Origin of the sequence: Candidatus Nitrospira allomarina (assembly GCF_032050975.1) — a bacterium.
GTDB classification, from domain to species: domain Bacteria; phylum Nitrospirota; class Nitrospiria; order Nitrospirales; family UBA8639; genus Nitrospira_E; species Nitrospira_E allomarina.
The window spans coordinates 4355905-4375121 of the sequence record NZ_CP116967.1 but is presented as its reverse complement, the minus strand read 5'-3'; the positions used below and the strand labels follow the sequence as shown (position 1 = coordinate 4375121).

Annotated in this window: 16 protein-coding genes; 6 read left to right on the top strand and 10 right to left on the bottom strand. The window is 52.0% G+C overall.

Going from position 1 to position 19217, the window contains the following annotated elements:
• Positions 1-371 precede the first annotated feature (371 nt).
• Both PP769_RS19010 and PP769_RS19005 read right to left on the bottom strand, forming a co-directional pair.
• Positions 372-2456 carry an amylo-alpha-1,6-glucosidase gene (locus PP769_RS19010; protein ID WP_312643296.1) on the bottom strand — a complete coding sequence of 695 codons (2085 nt, stop codon included), beginning with the start codon at positions 2454-2456 and terminating at the stop codon, positions 372-374.
• A gap of 3 nt (positions 2457-2459) precedes the next feature.
• The gene (locus PP769_RS19005; protein ID WP_312643294.1) at positions 2460-5129 is read right to left on the bottom strand and encodes an MGH1-like glycoside hydrolase domain-containing protein; all 2670 of its coding nucleotides are present in this window, start codon (positions 5127-5129) and stop codon (positions 2460-2462) included.
• Here PP769_RS19005 and PP769_RS19000 point away from each other — a divergent pair.
• From PP769_RS19000 to PP769_RS18980, 5 genes are all read left to right on the top strand, one after another.
• A complete protein-coding gene (locus tag PP769_RS19000; protein WP_312643283.1) occupies positions 5128-5265 on the top strand; it encodes a hypothetical protein in 138 nt (45 codons plus the stop codon). The two genes, PP769_RS19005 and PP769_RS19000, sit on opposite strands and share 2 nt — an antisense overlap.
• A 450-nt stretch (positions 5266-5715) precedes the next feature.
• On the top strand, positions 5716-8145 hold the full coding sequence (locus PP769_RS18995; RefSeq protein ID WP_312643276.1) for a sigma 54-interacting transcriptional regulator: 2430 nt from the start codon (positions 5716-5718) through the stop codon (positions 8143-8145).
• Positions 8146-8355: 210 nt separating this feature from the next.
• Positions 8356-8613, top strand: a complete 258-nt coding sequence (locus PP769_RS18990) for an STAS domain-containing protein (RefSeq protein ID WP_312643267.1) — start codon at positions 8356-8358, stop codon at positions 8611-8613.
• A gap of 24 nt (positions 8614-8637) precedes the next feature.
• Positions 8638-9444 (top strand): RNA polymerase sigma factor, encoded by an 807-nt coding sequence (locus PP769_RS18985; RefSeq protein WP_312643265.1) that lies wholly within the window; start codon positions 8638-8640, stop codon positions 9442-9444.
• A gap of 182 nt (positions 9445-9626) precedes the next feature.
• Positions 9627-9917, top strand: a complete 291-nt coding sequence (locus PP769_RS18980) for a hypothetical protein (RefSeq protein ID WP_312643263.1) — start codon at positions 9627-9629, stop codon at positions 9915-9917.
• A 269-nt stretch (positions 9918-10186) separates the two neighbouring features.
• On the opposite strand, the gene PP769_RS18975 is transcribed toward PP769_RS18980, so the two are convergent.
• From PP769_RS18975 to PP769_RS18945, 7 genes are all read right to left on the bottom strand, one after another.
• Positions 10187-10546: a DUF6559 family protein gene (locus PP769_RS18975; RefSeq protein WP_312643261.1), complete on the bottom strand. Its 360-nt coding sequence runs from the start codon at positions 10544-10546 to the stop codon at positions 10187-10189.
• Positions 10547-10793: 247 nt separating this feature from the next.
• Positions 10794-12125 carry a M20/M25/M40 family metallo-hydrolase gene (locus tag PP769_RS18970; protein ID WP_312643259.1) on the bottom strand — a complete coding sequence of 444 codons (1332 nt, stop codon included), beginning with the start codon at positions 12123-12125 and terminating at the stop codon, positions 10794-10796.
• 205 nt (positions 12126-12330) lie between these two features.
• A complete protein-coding gene (locus PP769_RS18965; RefSeq protein ID WP_312643257.1) occupies positions 12331-12963 on the bottom strand; it encodes a hypothetical protein in 633 nt (210 codons plus the stop codon).
• 429 nt (positions 12964-13392) lie between these two features.
• Positions 13393-13668 (bottom strand): hypothetical protein, encoded by a 276-nt coding sequence (locus tag PP769_RS18960; RefSeq protein WP_312643255.1) that lies wholly within the window; start codon positions 13666-13668, stop codon positions 13393-13395.
• Between the two features lie 50 nt (positions 13669-13718).
• A complete protein-coding gene (locus PP769_RS18955; RefSeq protein ID WP_312643254.1) occupies positions 13719-14531 on the bottom strand; it encodes an SDR family NAD(P)-dependent oxidoreductase in 813 nt (270 codons plus the stop codon).
• Positions 14532-14544: 13 nt separating this feature from the next.
• Positions 14545-15519, bottom strand: a complete 975-nt coding sequence (locus PP769_RS18950) for an LLM class oxidoreductase (protein WP_312643251.1) — start codon at positions 15517-15519, stop codon at positions 14545-14547.
• Between the two features lie 52 nt (positions 15520-15571).
• Entirely contained in the window at positions 15572-16558 is a 987-nt protein-coding gene (locus PP769_RS18945; protein WP_312643249.1) for a zinc-dependent alcohol dehydrogenase family protein, read from the bottom strand.
• A gap of 611 nt (positions 16559-17169) precedes the next feature.
• On the opposite strand from PP769_RS18945, the gene PP769_RS18940 reads away from it, so the two are divergent.
• A complete protein-coding gene (locus tag PP769_RS18940; RefSeq protein ID WP_312643246.1) occupies positions 17170-18360 on the top strand; it encodes a hypothetical protein in 1191 nt (396 codons plus the stop codon).
• 180 nt (positions 18361-18540) lie between these two features.
• Here PP769_RS18940 and PP769_RS18935 read toward each other — a convergent pair whose 3' ends face one another.
• The gene (locus tag PP769_RS18935) at positions 18541-19014 is read right to left on the bottom strand and encodes a hypothetical protein (protein WP_312643244.1); all 474 of its coding nucleotides are present in this window, start codon (positions 19012-19014) and stop codon (positions 18541-18543) included.
• Between the last annotated feature and the right edge of the window lie 203 nt (positions 19015-19217).

Genomic DNA, 19217 nt, shown 5'->3' with positions numbered 1-19217 from the left:
CACTTTCAATAAAATGAATCCGAAAGATGGCTGATAACCCCCCATTCCCGGATCAGAGGGATGGGAGTGCCTAATCTGTGAGCACGACATAAAAAAGGAAACTCTTCAGGCGCAACCCCCCATGGTGCGCAATAAAGCCGACGGATTGCGATAAATTGAAGAAGGACAAATGCAAAAGAAGAAAAAGGGGGGAATAGGGATAATCAATGCCGTGGATGACGGAGGTGGATTCCTAGGTGAGTGACCAAGGGAAGCCCATATGTCCTGAGCGATCATGTCATCCTTGGGGCACCGAGAGGATCTCGCTGAGCTGTGGAATCTTCAGCCTGGGATCAGATTCTTCGGCATGGCCTCAGCATGACAAGATCTCTTTATTTTTGGGGAGTGGGTTTTTCTGTTCTAAGCTTGTTGGTGGACGGGTGAATGAGATGCCAGGCGCGGAGGATTTCGGCCACGGTCCAGGCTTGGGCGATGCAGCCACGTGGCGCGAACGGCGGCTGGCTGTCAAAGATTTCTCCCAGCGTTCCCAGTCCGTAATCGTTGAGATGATGAGCCATCGATGCAAGATACGATCGAGCAGCTTCGGGATTGCGATAGACCCGAAAGTGTGCCAGCACAAAAGGACCGAGTAGCCAGCCCCAAACGGTGCCTTGATGATAGGCGCCATCCCTCTGCCGGATATCTCCTTCATATTGTCCTACGTATTGGGGATCTTCCTGCCCCAGGCTGCGTAACCCATAAGAGGTGTAGAGATGTCGGGCGCAATAATCCACAACAGCATGTTGCTGTTTGTAGGTGAGCGGACTATTTGGCAGGGACACGGCGAACAATTGATTGGGGCGTGGGGCCGGATCATGGCCATGCGGTCCGTCCAGCACGTCATAACATCGGTGTAATCGTTCATCCCAGAACCGTTGAAAGGATGTGTGGACGGCCTTGGCTATGTGTAGAAATTCCTCGTGTGGTTCTTTCATGGTCCTGGCCAATTGCCCCAGGGTGAGCCAGGCTTGGTACCACAGCGCATTGATCTCGACCGGTTTGCCCATCCGCGGAGTCACGACCCAGTCTCCGATCTTGGCATCCATCCAGGTGAGCTGTACGCCCGGCTCTCCGGCATGAAGTAAGTGATCGGCGGGATCCATACCGATTCCAAATCTGGTGCCCTTGCGGTACCACGCCAGCATCTCGATAAGCACGGGAAAGATCGTTTTGAGAAAGGCGCGATCATCGGTGGCGTCCACATATTGGCGGACGGCTTCAATATACCAGAGCGTTGCATCAACGGTGTTATATTCCGGTTCTTCCCCTGCGTCGGGGAATCGGTTGGGCAGCATGCCTTGATTGGCATATTGTGCAAATGTGGAAAGAATGCTGCGAGCGACGTCAAAACGCCCGGTGGTCAGGGTGAGTCCCGGCAGGCTGATCATCGTGTCCCGGCCCCAATCCCCAAACCAGTGATAACCGGCAATGACCGTATGACCGGTGTTGTGAGGGGTCAGGAAACGTGAGGCGATAAATTGATCGGCGGCCAACGTGAGCTGTTGGATCCAGTCCGGCCAACTTGGGTGTGACTGTGTTGCGGTGGGTTCCGAATGGAGCAAAGCCATTTCATGACGTCGGCGTAATTCGAAACACGAAGCGGAGGGTCTGGATGGCTTAAGACGGGTGCTGGCCATCCAGATGATCTCTTCGCCGGGTTTCAAGTCGAGAATCCAAGTGCCGATGTGCAGATGATGTTCGCGATCGGGAAGTCCCCGTTCCCGTTCGAGGGGCAGATCGTAATCGTGGTACCACATATGGACGGCTTCAACCGATCCTCCCGAGGCAGATAGAATAAACGGAGAACCTTCTGCGGGTAGAATCTGTAGTCCATGCGGGATGGGAGTGGTTGAAAATTCCGGGAGCGTGTCCAGCGTGATGCCATGGTAGTCCCGGTGATTGATGAAGGCTCGAAGATTGAGGCGAATCGGAAGCGATCCTCTGGTGAAGGAGTATTTCACGTACGTCGTATTCTCACCCTTTTCCATCCATATGCGCTTCTCTACTAATGCGTTGCCGATGGCAAAGGTCCAGACGGGTGTCGTGCCTTCCAGGCGGAAGCGTTCCAGGAATACAAATCCCGCTGGCGACACGGTTCCGCTATGCCAATGGTTGGTGGAGAGCTGAACGATTTTTTCCTGGTACTCCACAGTTTCTTCCAGTTTACTGACCAACAGGGTGCGTCCGAGGGGGGGCTTGAGGGCGGCGAGGAGCAGACCGTGATACCGTCGGGTCAGGGAACCCGCCACGGTGCCGGAGGCGAACCCGCCGATGCCGTTGGTGACGAGCCATTCCCGTCGTTCGGACAGCCACAAATCGCCGCAAATTTCTCGGCCAAAATCTACGACCTGTGGCAGGATAGGGGTGTGTAGGGGAGGTGGGGTGTCCTGATGTTGTTGCCTCCGGTCGGGAGACATATCCTATTCTCCTGATTGTTCCAACAGTTTGGTGACAAGTCCGGTCCAGCCCGTTTGGTGGCTTGCACCTAATCCCGCTCCGTTGTCTCCGTGAAAATATTCATGGAATAACAGGTAATCCCGCCAATGCGGATCCTGCTGAAACATGGCGACTCCCCCGAAGACCGGTCGGTGGCCCGAAGGATCACGAAGAAAGAGACGGTTGAGGCGACGGGAAATTTCCGCTGCGACTTGCCACAGTGTCTGTTGCGATCCCGATCCGGTCGGGCATTCCACAGTGAGATGATCTCCAAAAAAATGATGGAATTTTTGTAACGATTCGATCAGGAGAAAATTCACCGGGAACCAAATCGGTCCTCTCCAATTGGAGTTGCCGCCGAATAAGCCGGTCCTGGATTCTGCCGGTTCATAATCCACGCGATGTTCATGTCCATTCACATGGTGCACATAGGGATGGTCTTGATGGTATTTGGATAAGGCTCGAATACCATACGCGGAGAGAAATTCCTCTTCATCCAGCATGTACTTCATGACGCGGGGGAGTTGCTCCTGATCCACTATCGAGAGCATCCGGCGAACACTTCCATCCGGCAGGCTGGTTGAACAGACATGACGCCGGAATTCCGGGCGGTTTTCGATAAACCACAACAGGCGCCGTTTAAAGCCCGGCAAGGCATCCACCACTTCCGGTTCCAACGTCTCAACGGCAAAGAGCGGGATGAGTCCCACCATGGACCGGACCTTCATTTGTTGAGAATGGCCGTCCGGGAAATGCAACATGTCATAATAGAATCCGTCGGTCTCATCCCATAGGGAGGCTTCGTGATTGCCTTCGCCGATGTGATTGATGGCGTGCGAGATGTAGACAAAATGTTCAAAGAACTTGCTGGCCACATCGCCGTAGGCGGGATCGTGTCGTGCCAGTTCCAGGGCAATGGCCAGCATATTCAGGCAGTACATGCCCATCCAACTGGTGCCGTCGGATTGGTCAATAAATCCGCCGGTCGGAAGCGGCGCGGACCGATCGAAGAGGCCGATATTATCCAGTCCGAGGAACCCTCCCTGAAAAATGTTTCGGCCATCGGCATCCTTCCGGTTCACCCACCAGGTAAAGTTCAGCAGGAGTTTATGGAATATCTTAGCCAACCATACCCGGTCGGCTTTGCCCCTGATGCGTTTTTCAATTTTATACACCCGCCAGGTGGCCCAGGCGTGGACGGGCGGATTCACATCGCCGAACGCCCACTCATATGCCGGAATTTGACCGTTGGGATGCATATACCATTCTCTGACCAATAACCGGAGTTGATCTTTTGCGAAGTCCGGGTCCACGAGGGCTAATGGCACGCAATGAAAGGCAAGGTCCCAGGCCGCAAACCATGGGTATTCCCATTTGTCGGGCATGGAAATGATGTCTTCATTATAGAGGTGCTTCCAATCCGCGTTCCGGCCATCTTTTCTCCCTGCGGGCGGCGGCGGTCCTGTAGGGTCGCCGGCCAGCCAGGTGCGCACGTCAAAATGATAAAATTGTTTGCTCCACAGCATACCGGCAAATGCCTGACGCTGCACATTTTGGGCATCGGCGGAATGGGATGTCCCGAGGCGTTTGGCAAAAAAATCATCCGCCTCCTGTTGGCGTGCGGGGAAAATGGTATCAAACTCTTCGCCCAACTGGCCCTCGGTGGGAGGTAGGTTGGTCAATCTCAGCCGGTAGGTGATGCTTTGTCCGGGCGCAATCAACGGATGATAATGGATCGCACCCTTCGTTCCGACTTGTGCCGGATTCACCGTCCCTTGTGTGCCGGCGACGATAGAGTCATTGATCCCGTCTTTGACATAGGGGCCCGCGTTGGGCACTCCATAGAGCCGTTGCGTGTTGGTGTCATTTTCGGTGAAGAGCATGTCCGGAGTGCCTTCGCATAACAGCCACCGCGACCCGTATTGTTCATGGTCCAAGTGGATGGCCTGCGCATCGCCAAGGTTTTTATCCCGATTGAGAGTGGGACGTGGAGCATGCGGCGTCCAGGACCAGGTATTGCGGAACCAGATGGTCGGCAACACATGAAGTTCCGCGAAGTCAGGCCCCCGGTTATGAGCGGTAATCCTGATCAGGATGTCTTCGTGTGTCGCTTTGGCATATTCGATAAACACGTCGAAATACCGGTTGTCATCAAACACACCCGTGTCCATCAACTCATATTCCCAATCGTGTTTGCCCCGCTTCCGGTTTTCTTCGATCAATTGGGCATAGGGAAAGGGGTGTTGGGGATATTTATACAAAAACTTCATGTAGGAATGCGTCGGAGTGGAGTCCAGGTAAAAGTAATATTCTTTGACGTCTTCCCCATGATTGCCTTCGTTCCCGGTCAAGCCAAACAAACGTTCTTTCAGAATCGGATCCTTTCCGTTCCAGAGCGCCAGTGCAAAGCAAATCTGCTGGTGGCGGTCGCAGATGCCACCGATGCCATCCTCGCCCCACCGATAGGCTCGTGAGCGGGCCTGGTCGTGGGAGAAGTCTTCCCAGGCTTCGCCATTGGGACTGTAATCCTCACGGACCGTGCCCCATTGGCGTTCACTCAGATAGGGTCCCCACCGTTTCCAATGTACCGTCCGCTTTTTGGATTCTTCTAAGCGTTCCTCTTCGATTGTCAGGTGAGGTGTGCTTTTGGACATGGATGGGGCTCCCTATGACAAGATGCTTGACCGGTTATCGCTGGACGATGTGCAGGACATGGTGTTCGGGGTTCGAACTCTCAGCCAGTGGGAAATCAGGTCCGACGTGTGGATGTTTGCAGGTTGCGAGACCTGACATATTTTGAAATGGTGGCAATGTGTCACAAAGATGGGTGTAGGGTTGGTCGCCAAAACAGGTTTGCCCGAGAAGAGGTGGTTAGGCCGCCCAACGAGTATAGTCGAGCCTCCCTGCTCCGTTCCACAATTTTCATGGTCTCCCACGATCTTCACGCCTAGTGTACCACGAAAAAACCGTAAACTGGCCAAGCCATCCCCGGCCAGGAGGGTAGGAAAATCAACCGCCTGAAATTCTCCGTCCGGTCGTGCCATTTTCCTTGACCGGTTCCGGAGATGAATGACAGGAGTCAGGAGAAGTCCGTCAGGGGACTGATACGGAAGCCGTGTAGAAAATTCGGCACCTGATCTATTCCCTTTCCTCCGGCTCCTCGGAGATAATAGCGACGGTGAGTTCCTAACCAAGGCGGCCGGGTTTTTCTCACGCAGGGCAATTTCAGAGGAGAGGGCAATGGCTGAGGTACGCACAACGTCTCCATTTCACTCCGAAGAAGAGCCCGTCTCTTCGACAGGTTCCCCTCAACTGTCATCCTTCGGTCCCGTTCCTGTGTTCCAGGACGAAGTACTCCAGCGAGTAGTCAAAGGGGTGGAGGCGCAGACGGGCGAGAAATTTTTTGACACGTTGGTCGAGGAGTTGGCCAAAGCGCTGGGAGTGAAATATGCCTACCTGTCGGAATTCAATCGAGCCGACGGATGTTTTTATTCAAAAGCCGGATGGTCACCGAAAGGATTGGTCCCTCGTTTCCAGGTGCCGGTTGGTGGTCCCTGTGACGTGGCATTGAATCATCAGGTGGTCCATCATGCCGACGGCTTGGCCGATTGTTACCCCGGTGTCCAAGTCATTAAAGACTGGGGAGCCGTCAGTTATTGCGGCCTCCCCCTCATCAATTCCTCAGGAAAGGTGGCCGGGCACTTGGCGGTGCTCGATGATAAGCCGATGCCCAATGGGGACTATACGGCTTTCATTATGCGTATTTTCGCCGCTCGGGCGTTGGCGGAAATTGAACGGGTGGCGTTGGACCACGCCCTCAGGAAAAGTGATTATATCCTGCGGCTTGTCGATGAAGGCACCGCTTCGACTTCCGGAGGAGAATTTTTCCAGGCTCTGGCTTGCAACCTGGCAAAGGCATTGGGTGTCCGATACGCCTTTGTGGGGCAACTCATGGCCGATGCGAGCCGTGTGAGAACCCTGGCCTTTTGGAACGGTGAGGCCTTCATTGAAAACTTTGAATATGATCTGGAACATAGCCCCTGCCAACAAGTGCTTGCCGGGGAAGTCTGTCATTTTCCGGAACGGGTTCAACAACTGTTTCCCCATGAAAAAGGACTGGTCGATCTGGGGGCCGAAAGTTATTTGGCCATTCCGTTGCTCAACCAGGCCGGTGAAGTGCTGGGGCATTTGGCCGCGCTGGATGTGTGCCCCATGCCTATGGATGCCAGGCTGCTTCCGCTCTTTCGAATTTTCGGCGCCAGGGCTGGAGCGGAATTGGAACGCCAGAAAATCCATGCCAGGCTTGCGGAAAGTGAAGAACAATTGCGGGACCTGTTCGATGAGGCTCCGATTGCCTATGTGAACGAAGGGCTGGATTCCAGGTTTATCCGGGCGAATCGTGCGGCGATGCAGACTCTGGGTATCACGCACGACCAGGTGGAAGGGACGTACGGGAAATCGTTTATCCCCGATACTCCCGAAGCGCAAAAGCGGCTGAAGGAGGCATTTGACTCGATTGGCCGCGGGACGGATACCAGCGGCGTGGTATTGGAATTGCGTCGCAAGGACACCGGTAAGCCCCTGTGGATTCAATGGTGGTCCAGGCCCGATCCTAGCGGGACCTATACCCGGACCATGTTCCTGGATATTACCGACAAAGTCCTCATGGAACAGGAAAAGGCCCGGCTGGAAGCGCAGAATACCTATCTGCGGGAGGAAATCCAAAGTGTGCACAATTTTGAAGAGGTAATTGGATCCTCATCGACACTCAAGAAAGTCTTGCGCAACGTCGAACGGGTGGCTCCCACCGATTCGACTGTCCTGGTGACGGGGGAAACCGGAACCGGGAAGGAGTTGATCGCCAGAGCAATTCATAACCTGAGTCCTCGCAAATCCAAGCCGCTGGTCAAAGTGAATTGTGCCGCCATTCCTGCCGGCTTGATCGAAAGCGAACTCTTCGGCCATGAGAAGGGGGCATTTACCGGCGCGTTGACCAAAAAAATCGGACGGTTTGAATTGGCCGACAAAGGGACGATTTTTCTGGACGAAATCGGCGAGCTGCCTCTGGATTTGCAGTCGAAGCTGCTACGGGTCCTCCAAGAGGGGGAGTTTGAACGGGTAGGAGGGACGCAAACCTTTAAGGTTAATGTCCGGGTCATTGCTGCCACTAACCGGGATCTCGAGCACCTGTCCCGCACCGGGCAGTATCGATCCGATTTGTACTATCGGCTGAACGTGTTTCCGATTCATCTCCCCTCCCTTCGGGAACGGGAAGGGGACATTCCGCTCCTGGCCCAATATTTTGTGCGCAAGTGCGCCATGAATTTAGGAAAAAAAATTGACCGGATTCCGGAATCAATGATGACGGCGCTGCGGCACTATGCCTGGCCCGGCAATATCCGTGAGTTGGAACATGTCATTGAACGGGCCGTCATTCTCACGGAAGGATCTTCCCTGGAACCCATCGAATTGTCTCCCGGGTCGCGGGGAGGCGAGGCGGTCTCAGCTGTCATGACCTTGGAGGAGCGTGAACGGCGGCATATCATGGATATCCTGGAACAGACAGGTTGGCGGGTCAGTGGAAAGGACGGGGCCGCGGAGCTGCTGGGGTTGAAACCCACCACCTTGGAAGCCCGAATGAAGAAGCTGGGAATCACAAGAAAAAAATAGGAGAGATTCCCAATATGTTGTGACCGTCACGAAATATTGGGAAAAATTATTGGGAATACCGCCCACGCACTCATCACTCAACCATTACAAAACCGTATTGAAACCGGCTACTTGGATCCTGTCTGAGTGGCCGGTTTTCTTTTGGCCCGATGATTGCTCAATACCCTTTATATGAAACAGTTCACATCCAACAACAGGAGACTCTGACCGATGGTTCGACTCACGGTCAAAGCCACACAGAACGGAACGACGACTGTGGAAATCGAAGGACGAATCGTGTCGGAATGGATCAACGTGGTCGAATCCGAATGTCAGGGATTGCTGGCTCAAGGCAACCATGTGGTGCTTGATTTTTCAGCGGTGAATTTTGTGGGAGAGGATGGAGTCCGTATGATTCGGCGGCTCATCATCAAAGGCTGTCAAATCAAAAATTGTCCGTCATTTATTCAACCGATCTTATTTACCTAAATGGTTTCGGTGGAGGAGCATTCCATGAGTACAATCACAGCAGAATCGATGGATGGTCTTTTCAGTGCACAAGCGCCAGGTCGGCTCAGGAAACCCGCAACCCCGGCGCTTCGGGTATTCGAGGGCCATGACCGTCACGAATGTCAAGCAAAGGACAACCCCGCAGAAGCGGCCTTGGTGAAACGCGTGCGTCGCGGCGACGAGACAGCGTTTAAGGAATTGGTCGAACGCTATCATTCACCATTACGTCGAGTCGCCATGACCTTCGTGAATTCGGAGGCCGTGGCCGAAGAGGTCGTACAAGACACCTGGATGGCGTTGCTGAAAGGCATTCATCGCTTTGAGGGGCGCTCGTCGTTAAAAACGTGGATCTTTCGCATTCTGGTTAATCGGGCCAAAACGCAAGGAGTGCGGGAAAGCCGGTATGTGGAATTTCCCGGAAAAGCCTCCGGATCGGAAAAGGGGGAAACGGATCAGCTTGAAGACCCGACGGCCATGCTTGGGGGAGAGGGATGGCCTGGAGCTTATTCCGGCATCATTTCGTCACAGGGAGAGGTATCCCCGGAACGACAACTGTTGAACAAGGAAATGGTCAGGCGGATTTACACCGTCATTCAGACGCTTCCGGCCATGCAGCGTCAAGTGATCCAGCTGCGGGACGTAGAAGGGGTAGAATCGGAGGACGTTTGCCGGATGTTAAGCCTGTCCGAGTCCAACCAGCGGGTCCTCTTGCATCGGGCGCGCACTAAAGTCCGTCAAGCCCTGGAGCCGTGGATGGAATCGTCAGCTCCGGGACCCCCGCACGATCCCACTCTGACGCATTGTGCATGATTTGATGGGAACCGGGAAAAAACTAAAACGGTTGAATACATACTTGATGTCTGGTTTCGGCTTCATTATCGCTCCTTTCCTGGAAAATCAGGATGAGGCATGGGAAGGAAACCGAAGGAATCAAGAAACAAGATCACGGGCGATCACTTGTTCAATAAACCTAAAACCTAAAGGAGGACAAAATGAAATTCACTGTCACAAAATCAAAACTGTATGGTTTCGCAGTCGGTGCAGCGGTTCTGGGCCTATTGGCAATGCCAATTGTTGGGCCATATGGATTGAAGAGTGGGAGCGTGAGTGTCGCCTCAATCGACGATGAGACCGACTGGACACTGGCGAACAAGGATGGAACCTCTGAAGAAGAGGCCGATTGGACTTTAACTAAGAACAAGGCCGGGGATGATGAGACCGACTGGACTCTGGCCAGCAATAATAGAAGCCATGAAGAAGAAGTCGATTGGACCTTAGCCTAACTCCGCCAAACGGGAGGACGGACCCACTGACACGTTCTCCCGTCCTATTTGTGCGAACTGGTCTCATGGAATGAACCCTCTAACTGGAAGATTGAAATTTGACACGTACAGCTGGTGTTGTTGGTGGGGCGTATAGAGGAGTCGAATCTCCGGCCCGATGATGCATAGGCCGGGGCCGGCGATGGTCAACTTTTGCCTGTAATGATTTTGCGTAGGCGTTCGGTGGCGCAGGACAGGTTTGAGACACCGATCGGATAGGTGGAATCGGGTTAGTCCAGGAAATCGAAGACGGATGAGAGTTCGATATCCGGCCAGTCCAGCCAGGAGACATCAAGATTAAACCAGGACTCGGATGCCCCATCTGTCATCGCGAAAGTCATCTCGGCTTTCATGGAACCATATTCGCATGTTTGGCCGACCGAGCGGTGGTAGGTCTCGAAGTCACTTGGTGAGGTATAGAGACACATGGCCCAACAATGCCAGTCCATTCCGAATCGACTCTGTGATGATGCGGTTTTGACCTCTTGCGGCGAGTAAAACTTTTTCTTCCCATGATTCCTGACCAGGATTTCACCCACTTCCTTTCCATAAGCCTTTCTATCTTCTGGTGCTAAAGCACACGATGCCATAATCTCTCCTTGTTCAATTCGTTTGGGGAGGGCCTAACCTGAAATTGGATGACCCATGGGCCCACATTTTCAGCCTCACCTGCTCTGAAACCGAATAAAGAAGCCTGTAATGGAAAGTATCGGATTAGAGGAGGAAGAAGTTGAAGGGAAGGGGGTGAAGGAGATAGAACCTGATACAGGACAGAACAGCTGATAGCGAGCGGGTGGATCTATGGTAGGAAACCCTCGCGATTAGCGAAGCCAATGCCTAGCGGGCTGCGACTTCAAGCAGGGTCTCGTAATAAATTCGGATTCCCGTTTCGAATTGGTCGACAGGGATTCGCTCAGCGTCACCATGGATGGACGTCGCGAGTGCAGTGGTGAGCACCAAGGGGAGGATGCCATAGCACTTGGCCCCGCGCAGACGAAACATCCTCGAATCGGTTCCGTACGGAATAATCATCGGAACAACGGTCGCGTCGGGATGGTGCCGTATGATGGTGTTGGACAGCGCTCGAAACATCCCGGTGTCATGAGCCGTGACGACGGACTGACTTGCCGGGTGAATAACCTCGACGTCGACCTCCTCGCCGAGCCTGGACTGCACCTCCGCCAGAAAGGCTTCGGCATCCATGCCTGGCAGCAAACGGGCGTCGAGAGTCGCGACGGCCAGGGAGGGGATGACATTCGCCTTGGGAGGGTCGCCCACACCCGAACGCAACGATGTGAGTGAGACCGTCGTCTGCCTGATGGCGCTCGTGAACTGGTTTGGTGTAAGCGGGCCGATGCGGGTCTCGAGTGCGTCAAGGACTGCATTGGGGACGGTGGGAAACGGCTTACTGAAAAGCCGGGTAAGCGCACGCATCAACTTGTCATTTGGATTGTGATCATGTGGTTGTGAGCCGTGTCCGGCGATGCCATGGGCCGTCACACGGAGCCACAAGGCCCTTTTCTCTGCCACGGAGACACCAAAGACGAGTTTCCCTTTGACAAAAATCTCGCGACTGCCAAATCCCCCTTCGTCGAGGACATATTCCGGATCGAATTCGTCGTAGTGGTGGTCGATCATGTAGCGGGTCCCCATCGTCCCACCGATCTCTTCGTCGTTCACCGCCATGAAAATGATATCGCGGTCGAGAGCAATCTTCTGCCGTGCCAGCGTCAGAAAGGCATAAAGTTGAAGGACTCCTGTGCCTTTCATGTCGATCGCGCCACGGCCCCAGATGTGGCCATCTTTGAGTTGGCCGCCAAAGGGATCCATGCCATTCCAGCGACTCGCGTCTGCGGGCACCACATCCATATGGTGAAGCAGCAGAATAGGTTTGGCCTTGCCCGTGCCTTTGATCCGGGCGGCAATATTGATCTTTCCCGGTGCGGCTTCGTATCGCGTAACCGTGAGCCCCTCTTTCTCAAGAGCCTTCTGAAGGAAGTCGGCAGCCTCGGTGACATCGCCCGGCGGATTGGTCGTGTCAAAGCGAAGATACTGCTGCAAGGTGTCCACGGCCTCGCCAACCGTTTCCTTCCAGTCAACCTCCTGCCCCATTGATGTGGTCGGAAGTACCAATAGGAACAACAGGCAAAAAAGAGTTCTCAAGTTCATGGACATCACCGCGGGTGACCTGTGGGAGTGCACGTTCATTGTTGGCAAAGTGGGGAGCGTTCAGTAGAAGGGAAGACTCCTAAGTTTAAGGAAGTTTGAGATGGGAGCTGCCCAGGAGCGAACCTTAGAAAAAAGGATGCCCTATATTTCAATTAGCCCCATTTAAAAAAATGGGACCATAGATTGAATGACTCAGGCTTTTTTTCTACGATTCAATTTTGGAATTAGACTGATGAGCTCCCAGCTCTTGACGCAACTTTTTGAGCCTAGCCTCAAGGTCTTCTTTTTTGTTGAACAGTACCAAGGTTGCCTCTGCAAGACCGCGCATGAGGTGCCCACTAACCCAATCTAAAGTTGTCTTTAAATCTTCAAACTCGCTTGAGACAACCTGAAGATCAATGGGTTGACGAGGGTGTGTCAGTCTATGTCGAAGTTGGAGGCTTCTCTTAAACTTTTCCCAATTCCCATCATTTAAATCTAAATTAAATGGTTTATTTGCAGATTTAAGTATCATCGAAAGCGTAAATCTGAAGTTGTCTTCCAAGCGCAGAAACTTGGTTTGTGCATAAGATTCCCCTTTGGAATTTAATGAATAGGTTTCTTCTCTAAGGAGAGCTAACTCTGCGTTAGAGAAAGCATGATCCGATTGAGCCGCTCCAACTAACACAAGAGTCTTTGTGATGAAAATGAGTCCATCCATATAGGCAAATGCCGCTCGAACGGCTGTGCGTAAATTGTAGGGAGTTGGAGCCTCCTTAGCAGTCTCAAGAGCCATGTCCAGATCACTTGTAATTGCTGGCAAGAGATTTTTGACAAGATCCTTTGCCCGCTCACGCATCAACCCTCTCCTCCATTAGAAGAAAATGGCTAGAATTGTTTAAAGCCTTGTCTTCGGTCAAAGAATATGACTACTTTTCCTTGCTGTCAAATACAAATTACTCAGTCATCCAAGGTCCAAACAGGCATTGGACTTAAGGAAGGAGTTCCCCATCGGCAGGCCACTTTGCTAGAAAGTCTAAAATTATAAATGAAGGTTGCTCCTGACTTCGCGACTGCATACGCGAGAGCCATCAGTGATAGGAGGGAAGGACTGAGATTTTACAGACGTCCATGACTTAAACGGATTCGTGGTCAGGTCTTGCAATACCACATTTTCATTTTAAAAAAATAGGCTCAACTGGTCATGTAGTTTTTGAAGAGTATATTAAAAGCCGAAGCCAGGGATCCACTCCCTGGAGGCTGGCTCTGTAATCTGCAGAGAGATAGATTACCCCGTAATCCAATGCCAGAATTCGACGTACCAGGGGGTGCCGCCGTCTTCCATGATCGTTTGGACCACAAATGGCATGTGATGCCCTTCTGAATCTTCCACGTTCATCGGCCTGGCCTGACAATGGCTATCGACCACTTTGGTAATAGTGGGAGCCACCATTGCGTAGGCTTTCCTTGTCTGGGTGATCAGTGCCTTGGGGGCCAGATGTTCCTGCTTTTCCAAATTCAAAAGGTTGCGGACCTGCTTCGGTAAATCTTCCGACGAAATCACGGAGCCTCCGCGCTCAGCTTGCAAGATGGATTAAATGGAGAAAAGATGTTCTAGGATCTTTTTATTTTAGTCACCACCCTCTTGATTACCCGCACAATCTCTTCGCACTTTTGGTGGTTGAAGGCATCGGGATGGGGCGAGGCAAACTGCCCCGTATCGTTGTCGAAATACTGGCCGGAGGCCTTCGCGAATTCATCTGTCAAAGCCGCACGCCTCAGTATTTCAGCGCCTATACCGATATCACCACCATCCACTCCGAAAGTCTCTTTCACCATTTTGCTGCCGAGCATCGACCCGGGATTAACTGCGATGATCGTTGGTCCCTTATCCTTGAGCGAAAGCCCCATCGTGCGAGACCACATTGTCAACGCCAGTTTACTTTGCGCATAAGCCGCGTCGTCGGACAGCCTGACCTGTCCGGCCAGCGCTCTCGGATTGACTGGAGACTGAGCCGCTGAGGATACATTGACTACTCTTCCGGAGGAATCAAACAGCGGCAAAAGCCGTTGCGTCAGCAGATAAGGCGCAATCGTATTGACCGCGAACCGCACATCGAGCCCGTCCTTCGTGACCGTTTGGGGCGACTGATAGACGCCAGCATTGTTGATCAATGCATCAAGCCTCGTGTGTTTTTCCGCTACGACCTTTGCGAATGCCTCGACATCGGCCATGCGAGACAGATCAGCCACATAGCTTTCAAGGCGCCCATCACCTGGCAGCACAGAAAGGGTTTTTTTCACTTCTTCCAGTTTTGCCGGATTGCGCCCGTGCAGCAAAACATGGTGACCCATAGAGGTCAACAACCTGGCCGTTGCTAACCCGATCCCGTCTGTGGAACCGGTAATGAGAATGATTTTTTGCATGGGAAAGCCTTCCTCACCCGGAGAAGTCCGGCAATATGTCATCAGCTAGACGTTTCAGTGTTGTCTCGATATCTGTTTGGTTATAACGCAGGTTCAGTGCAATATGGTTGACGCCGATCTCTTCCCGCAATTTCAGATAGTCCCGAAGGTGGTGCGTACCCAATCGGAAGCCTAAATGGATTGGCTGCGGCGGGGTTTCCGGGTCTTCAGCCAGATCGACATAAAAAGGTTGCATGACGGGCTGCGGAGACCTTCCTGCTGCCTCAACCCGCGACTGCCAGTCGCGAATGATTTGCGCCTGTAGAAAGGTATGACGCGGATAGATCATCCAGCCATCCCCGTTCTGCGCGATCCATTCGGGGTTTTGTTGACTTCCCCCTGTAACTAACAACGGCAACTTTCCCGACGCCGGTTTGGGAAGCATATCTATGTCGCCGTTCGGGCTGCCAAAAGCGTTATCAAAATCTGGTTGCTCGTCGCTCATGCGTCTGATGTAGTCAAAGCACTCTCGGAAACGTGCCCCTCGATCCGCGAACGGGATGTTGAGCGCCGGGTATTCATCCGGACGGTCGCCGGAAGCCACTCCAAGGATCAATCGTCCGCCCGAAAGGACGTCGGCAGTTGCTGCGGCTTTGGCAACGTGAGCCGGATGTCGTAAAGGCAGAATGATACTCGCCACCCCAAGAGCGATCCGGTCTGTTAGTCCGGCCAGCAGCCCAAGATACACGAACGGATCGTAGGTCTGTCCCGCGTCGCCAAATGACGGAACATTGTAGGGCACATCTCGTAACCAGACTGCGGAGAACCCGAGTGCTTCGGCGAGCTGAACACGTTCAATGTGGCGGTGCATTTCCGGTACAGGACCCTTGGTGTAGTTCTCAATTGGCACGACCAGACCAAGGCTCAACCGGTTTGCGCGGAACACGGAGTTGTATCCTCGATTGATAGACTGGAATCCGGTTGTGTCGAAGTTCGCCTCCAGTGTCATCTCGCAAAGCCTCCGAATGGTTTCGGCCGTTGTTGATGATGCCTTACAATTCTCAATTTTCAACAACCACTTTACCCATAGCTTGTCCACTCTCTAAGCGAGCATGGGCTTGTCCAACTTCTTCAAGGGAATAACGCTTTTCATCAAGCACAGGTTTGAGGCTGCCAGACTCAACAATCTGAGTTAAGTTACGCAAAATCTCCCCATGTGCTTCTCGTTTAAAATTATGCAGCATGGGAATTAACATAAATACGACATGCAACGACAATCCCTTAAAGTGGGCCACAGTTAAGTCCAGCTCACATAAGGCAACGGTAGAGGCAATTTGACCATTGAGTGCAGCTGCCTCAAATGAGTTCGCCATATTTGCACCGCCAACAGAATCGAACACCAAATCAAATCCTGACCCATTGGTATGTTTGGCAACGTACTGCTCAACCGTTTCAGTTTTATAGTTGATGGCAGTTGCCCCCAGTTGTTCGATCAATGCCAATTGTTTTGCACCGCCACCCGTCGAATACACTTTGGCACCAAAATGGTTTGCCAGCTGCAAAGCCACATGGCCAACGCCACCAGAACCACCATGCACCAGAACTTTTTGGCCCTGCTTGATACCTGCTCGAGTCAAACCTTCGTAGGCAGTAATGGCAACCAATGGCAATGCCGCGGCTTCTCGCATCGACAAATTCTTTGGCTTATGGGCGATTAAGTTGCGATCCGCCACTATGTATTCAGTCAATGTGCCGGGTAAACCTGCTAACCCACCTGCACAACCATATACTTCATCGCCGATTGAATATTCTTTAACACCGTTGCCGACTTCCTCAATCTCGCCGGCAAAGTCGGTTCCTAAAATGGCCGGCGTATCAGGCGATAACGGTAACTCTTTACCCATTTTTCGAATCATGGTATCAACGGCGTTTACGCTTGATGCCGCGATCTTTACGAGAACATGACCGGCTTTTACTTCAGGTTTTTCAACTTCCGTCGCCTCAAATACGGCGTCTTCGCCATAGGCATTCACAATCATGGATTTCATGGCGTGTCCCCTTCCTAATGAATGCAGCTGAGTAAGATCGTCTTGGACTTTTCCGAGCTGCTTATTAATGTTATGTCTAACATACGGAAAAGCTAAATGTTCAACAAGTACGCACATAAAATTTGAATGTTGGGTGGTCTCTGTTCTCCTGGAATTTGTTTAAGCTACCCTGGAGTTATTTTTTGCTTTATGGCCCCAATTCGAGCTCAGCCGTCCTGCCCAATCGGCACGCCGTCTGTACAGTAAACGTCTTATTGAGTTCGAGCGGGACCTGATCGCGCAGCACGTAATAGCAAGCCAGTGGGAGTTTATGAGCCACCGCCTTGATGGCCACCACCCCATGCGTCTGAACCTTCCGATTTAAACCAGTTTAAAAAGGTAAGATCCGGCAATGGTCAATTGACTAGCTGGAGGTGTTTTCCCAACAATAGCCGAGAAAATCGCGTTGAAATTTCTATTTATTCTTTTTGGTTAAGGAACTCACTATGTTGCAAAAATTTCACAAGAAACGCCGACCACTCATCCTCAATCATGCATCATGTTCATTTCCCCAACACCGTCATTTCATGAGGCACAAGGGTCTTTTCTTTGCTTTAATTTTGGGGGCCGGCTTGTTTATTCAAACCCTATTATTACCTATCCCGGCTTACTCTCAATCGGAAGAGGTTTACCCTGAGGGCGATCAGGAATATTTCAAAGCCATTCTGGGACTCGAAAAAGACGAGGAGTATAAAAAGTTTCTGATGGATAGTGTTTCGTACTCGGGTGGAAAGAAAGTGGAGTATGTCGATTATAAAGGTGAGAGGCCCACTGTCGATGGAGAAGAAGGCGAACCCGGTGGTCCTGGAATGGATGCCGGTCATGTCAAACAACACACATATGAAGCCATGCGCAACATGGATTGGTTTAGGAAAAACAATTATCAAAATTTCATCTGGAACGTTGGCCACAATATTTACCCATTAATCATTGCGAGTGACTATGAACCGGGAAAAGAGGGGGTCGGCAGTACCTATTACCTGTACAGAAGAGACCGTCCTGTCGAAACGATCACGCCGACTTCCGTCAGGTATGAGATGGAAAAAATCCTTGCGCACCTCCCCATGGGAGTCTTTATCTTGATCTCTCCCTACTTTGACAATGTGGCCAATCGACCCGAGGGATGGGACGTACCTCTGATTGAATATAAAAAGCATGTTGAAAACATCCAAGAACATTTAGGAAAAAGTGGAATTGGTCAAACTCCCTCGATGAGAGCCATGAAGATGTTGGATATGGTGAATGGTTATTTACAGGAATGTATCGAAAATGGTTCCGGTGATGAACAGTCTAATCGTGCATTTGCTCATAACATCATCCCTTATGTTGCGGATGCCATGAAAGCCGCCGTGGAATTGCAGATACAAGCGGGGTTGAGCGCCATGAGCCAATGGAAAAAAGAGTTAGGTCCGCAGGAATGGGACAAACTCCATGTGTTAATTCCGGTTGTGTGGCCCGTGGCGGTCGGCAATCCACGACGGCAGATTTTTGAACATCTCATGACTCCTGAGCGGGCTAAAACCAACATCTTTGAGGTTCATGCAAGCTCGCACGATGAGGCCCGAACGACCTTAGGCAGAATAAAAGGTGATTCGGTGATGGCCGGTCTCACCTTTGACAAGAACACCCGCTTTGGCATGGGCAGTTACTTGCGTTTATCTTCGCCCACGGATCTCGTTGAGGGGGCCACGAGGGAAGAATTGAAGAAGTACCCTAAAACTAAAGAAACTGTTCTCCCAATGAAAACACCCGACAGCAATTAGGAGAATGGGTTTCGTTCAAATCACGATTCGGGGTCAGATTCCGGGACAAGTCCTGTAATACGATATTTTCATTTTGGAAAAGGCTCCACAACTGGTCATGTACTTTTGGAGGCGAACAATAAAATCAGCCGCCAGGAAGAAAGTCCCTGGCGGCTGGTTTGTCTTCGGTCAGTTGCGGGATTACCCGGTAATCCAATGCCAGAATTCGACGTACCAGGGGGTACCACCATCTTCCACAATCTCCTGGACCACGAACGGCATGTGATGTCCTTCTGAATCACCGACATCCATTCGTCTGGCCTGCCCTTCGCTATCCACCAGGATAAAATTATCCTTGGTGATGGTGGGGGCTACCATCGCATAGGTTTCTCCCGTCGGCGTGACGAGGGCTTTGGGGGCCAGGTGCTCTTCCTTTTCCAGGTTCAGCAGGTTGCCGACCTTCTTTTGTAATTCCTCCGACGACATCACGGTGCCACCCAGTTCGGCCTGCAGTGGATCGGGGTTGCCGGTTGTCGCCAGGGTGACCAGTCCTTCTGACGCTTTTCCCATGACGGCCGATGGTAATTCGCTAGCGAAGGCGGGGGCTGCTAATGCAAGCGCCATGGCTGCCATCGTGGTGATTGTGGTTTGCTTGAATGATGGTGAGTGTCTCATGATTTGCCTCCTTTAATTATTGGTTGTTTTGGCTTTACAGATTTCGGGTAGATTCGCCAAAAGCCTCTACCTCCCCTGGTCCCTCCTTACAAAGGAGGGGCAATTTGAATCATACGGAATTTATGGTTCGAGCCTTTCTTTCATGTTGTTCTCAAAGCTAGCTCTAGAAGGCTCCGGTCCTTTCCTTGTCATCCTGAGAGGAA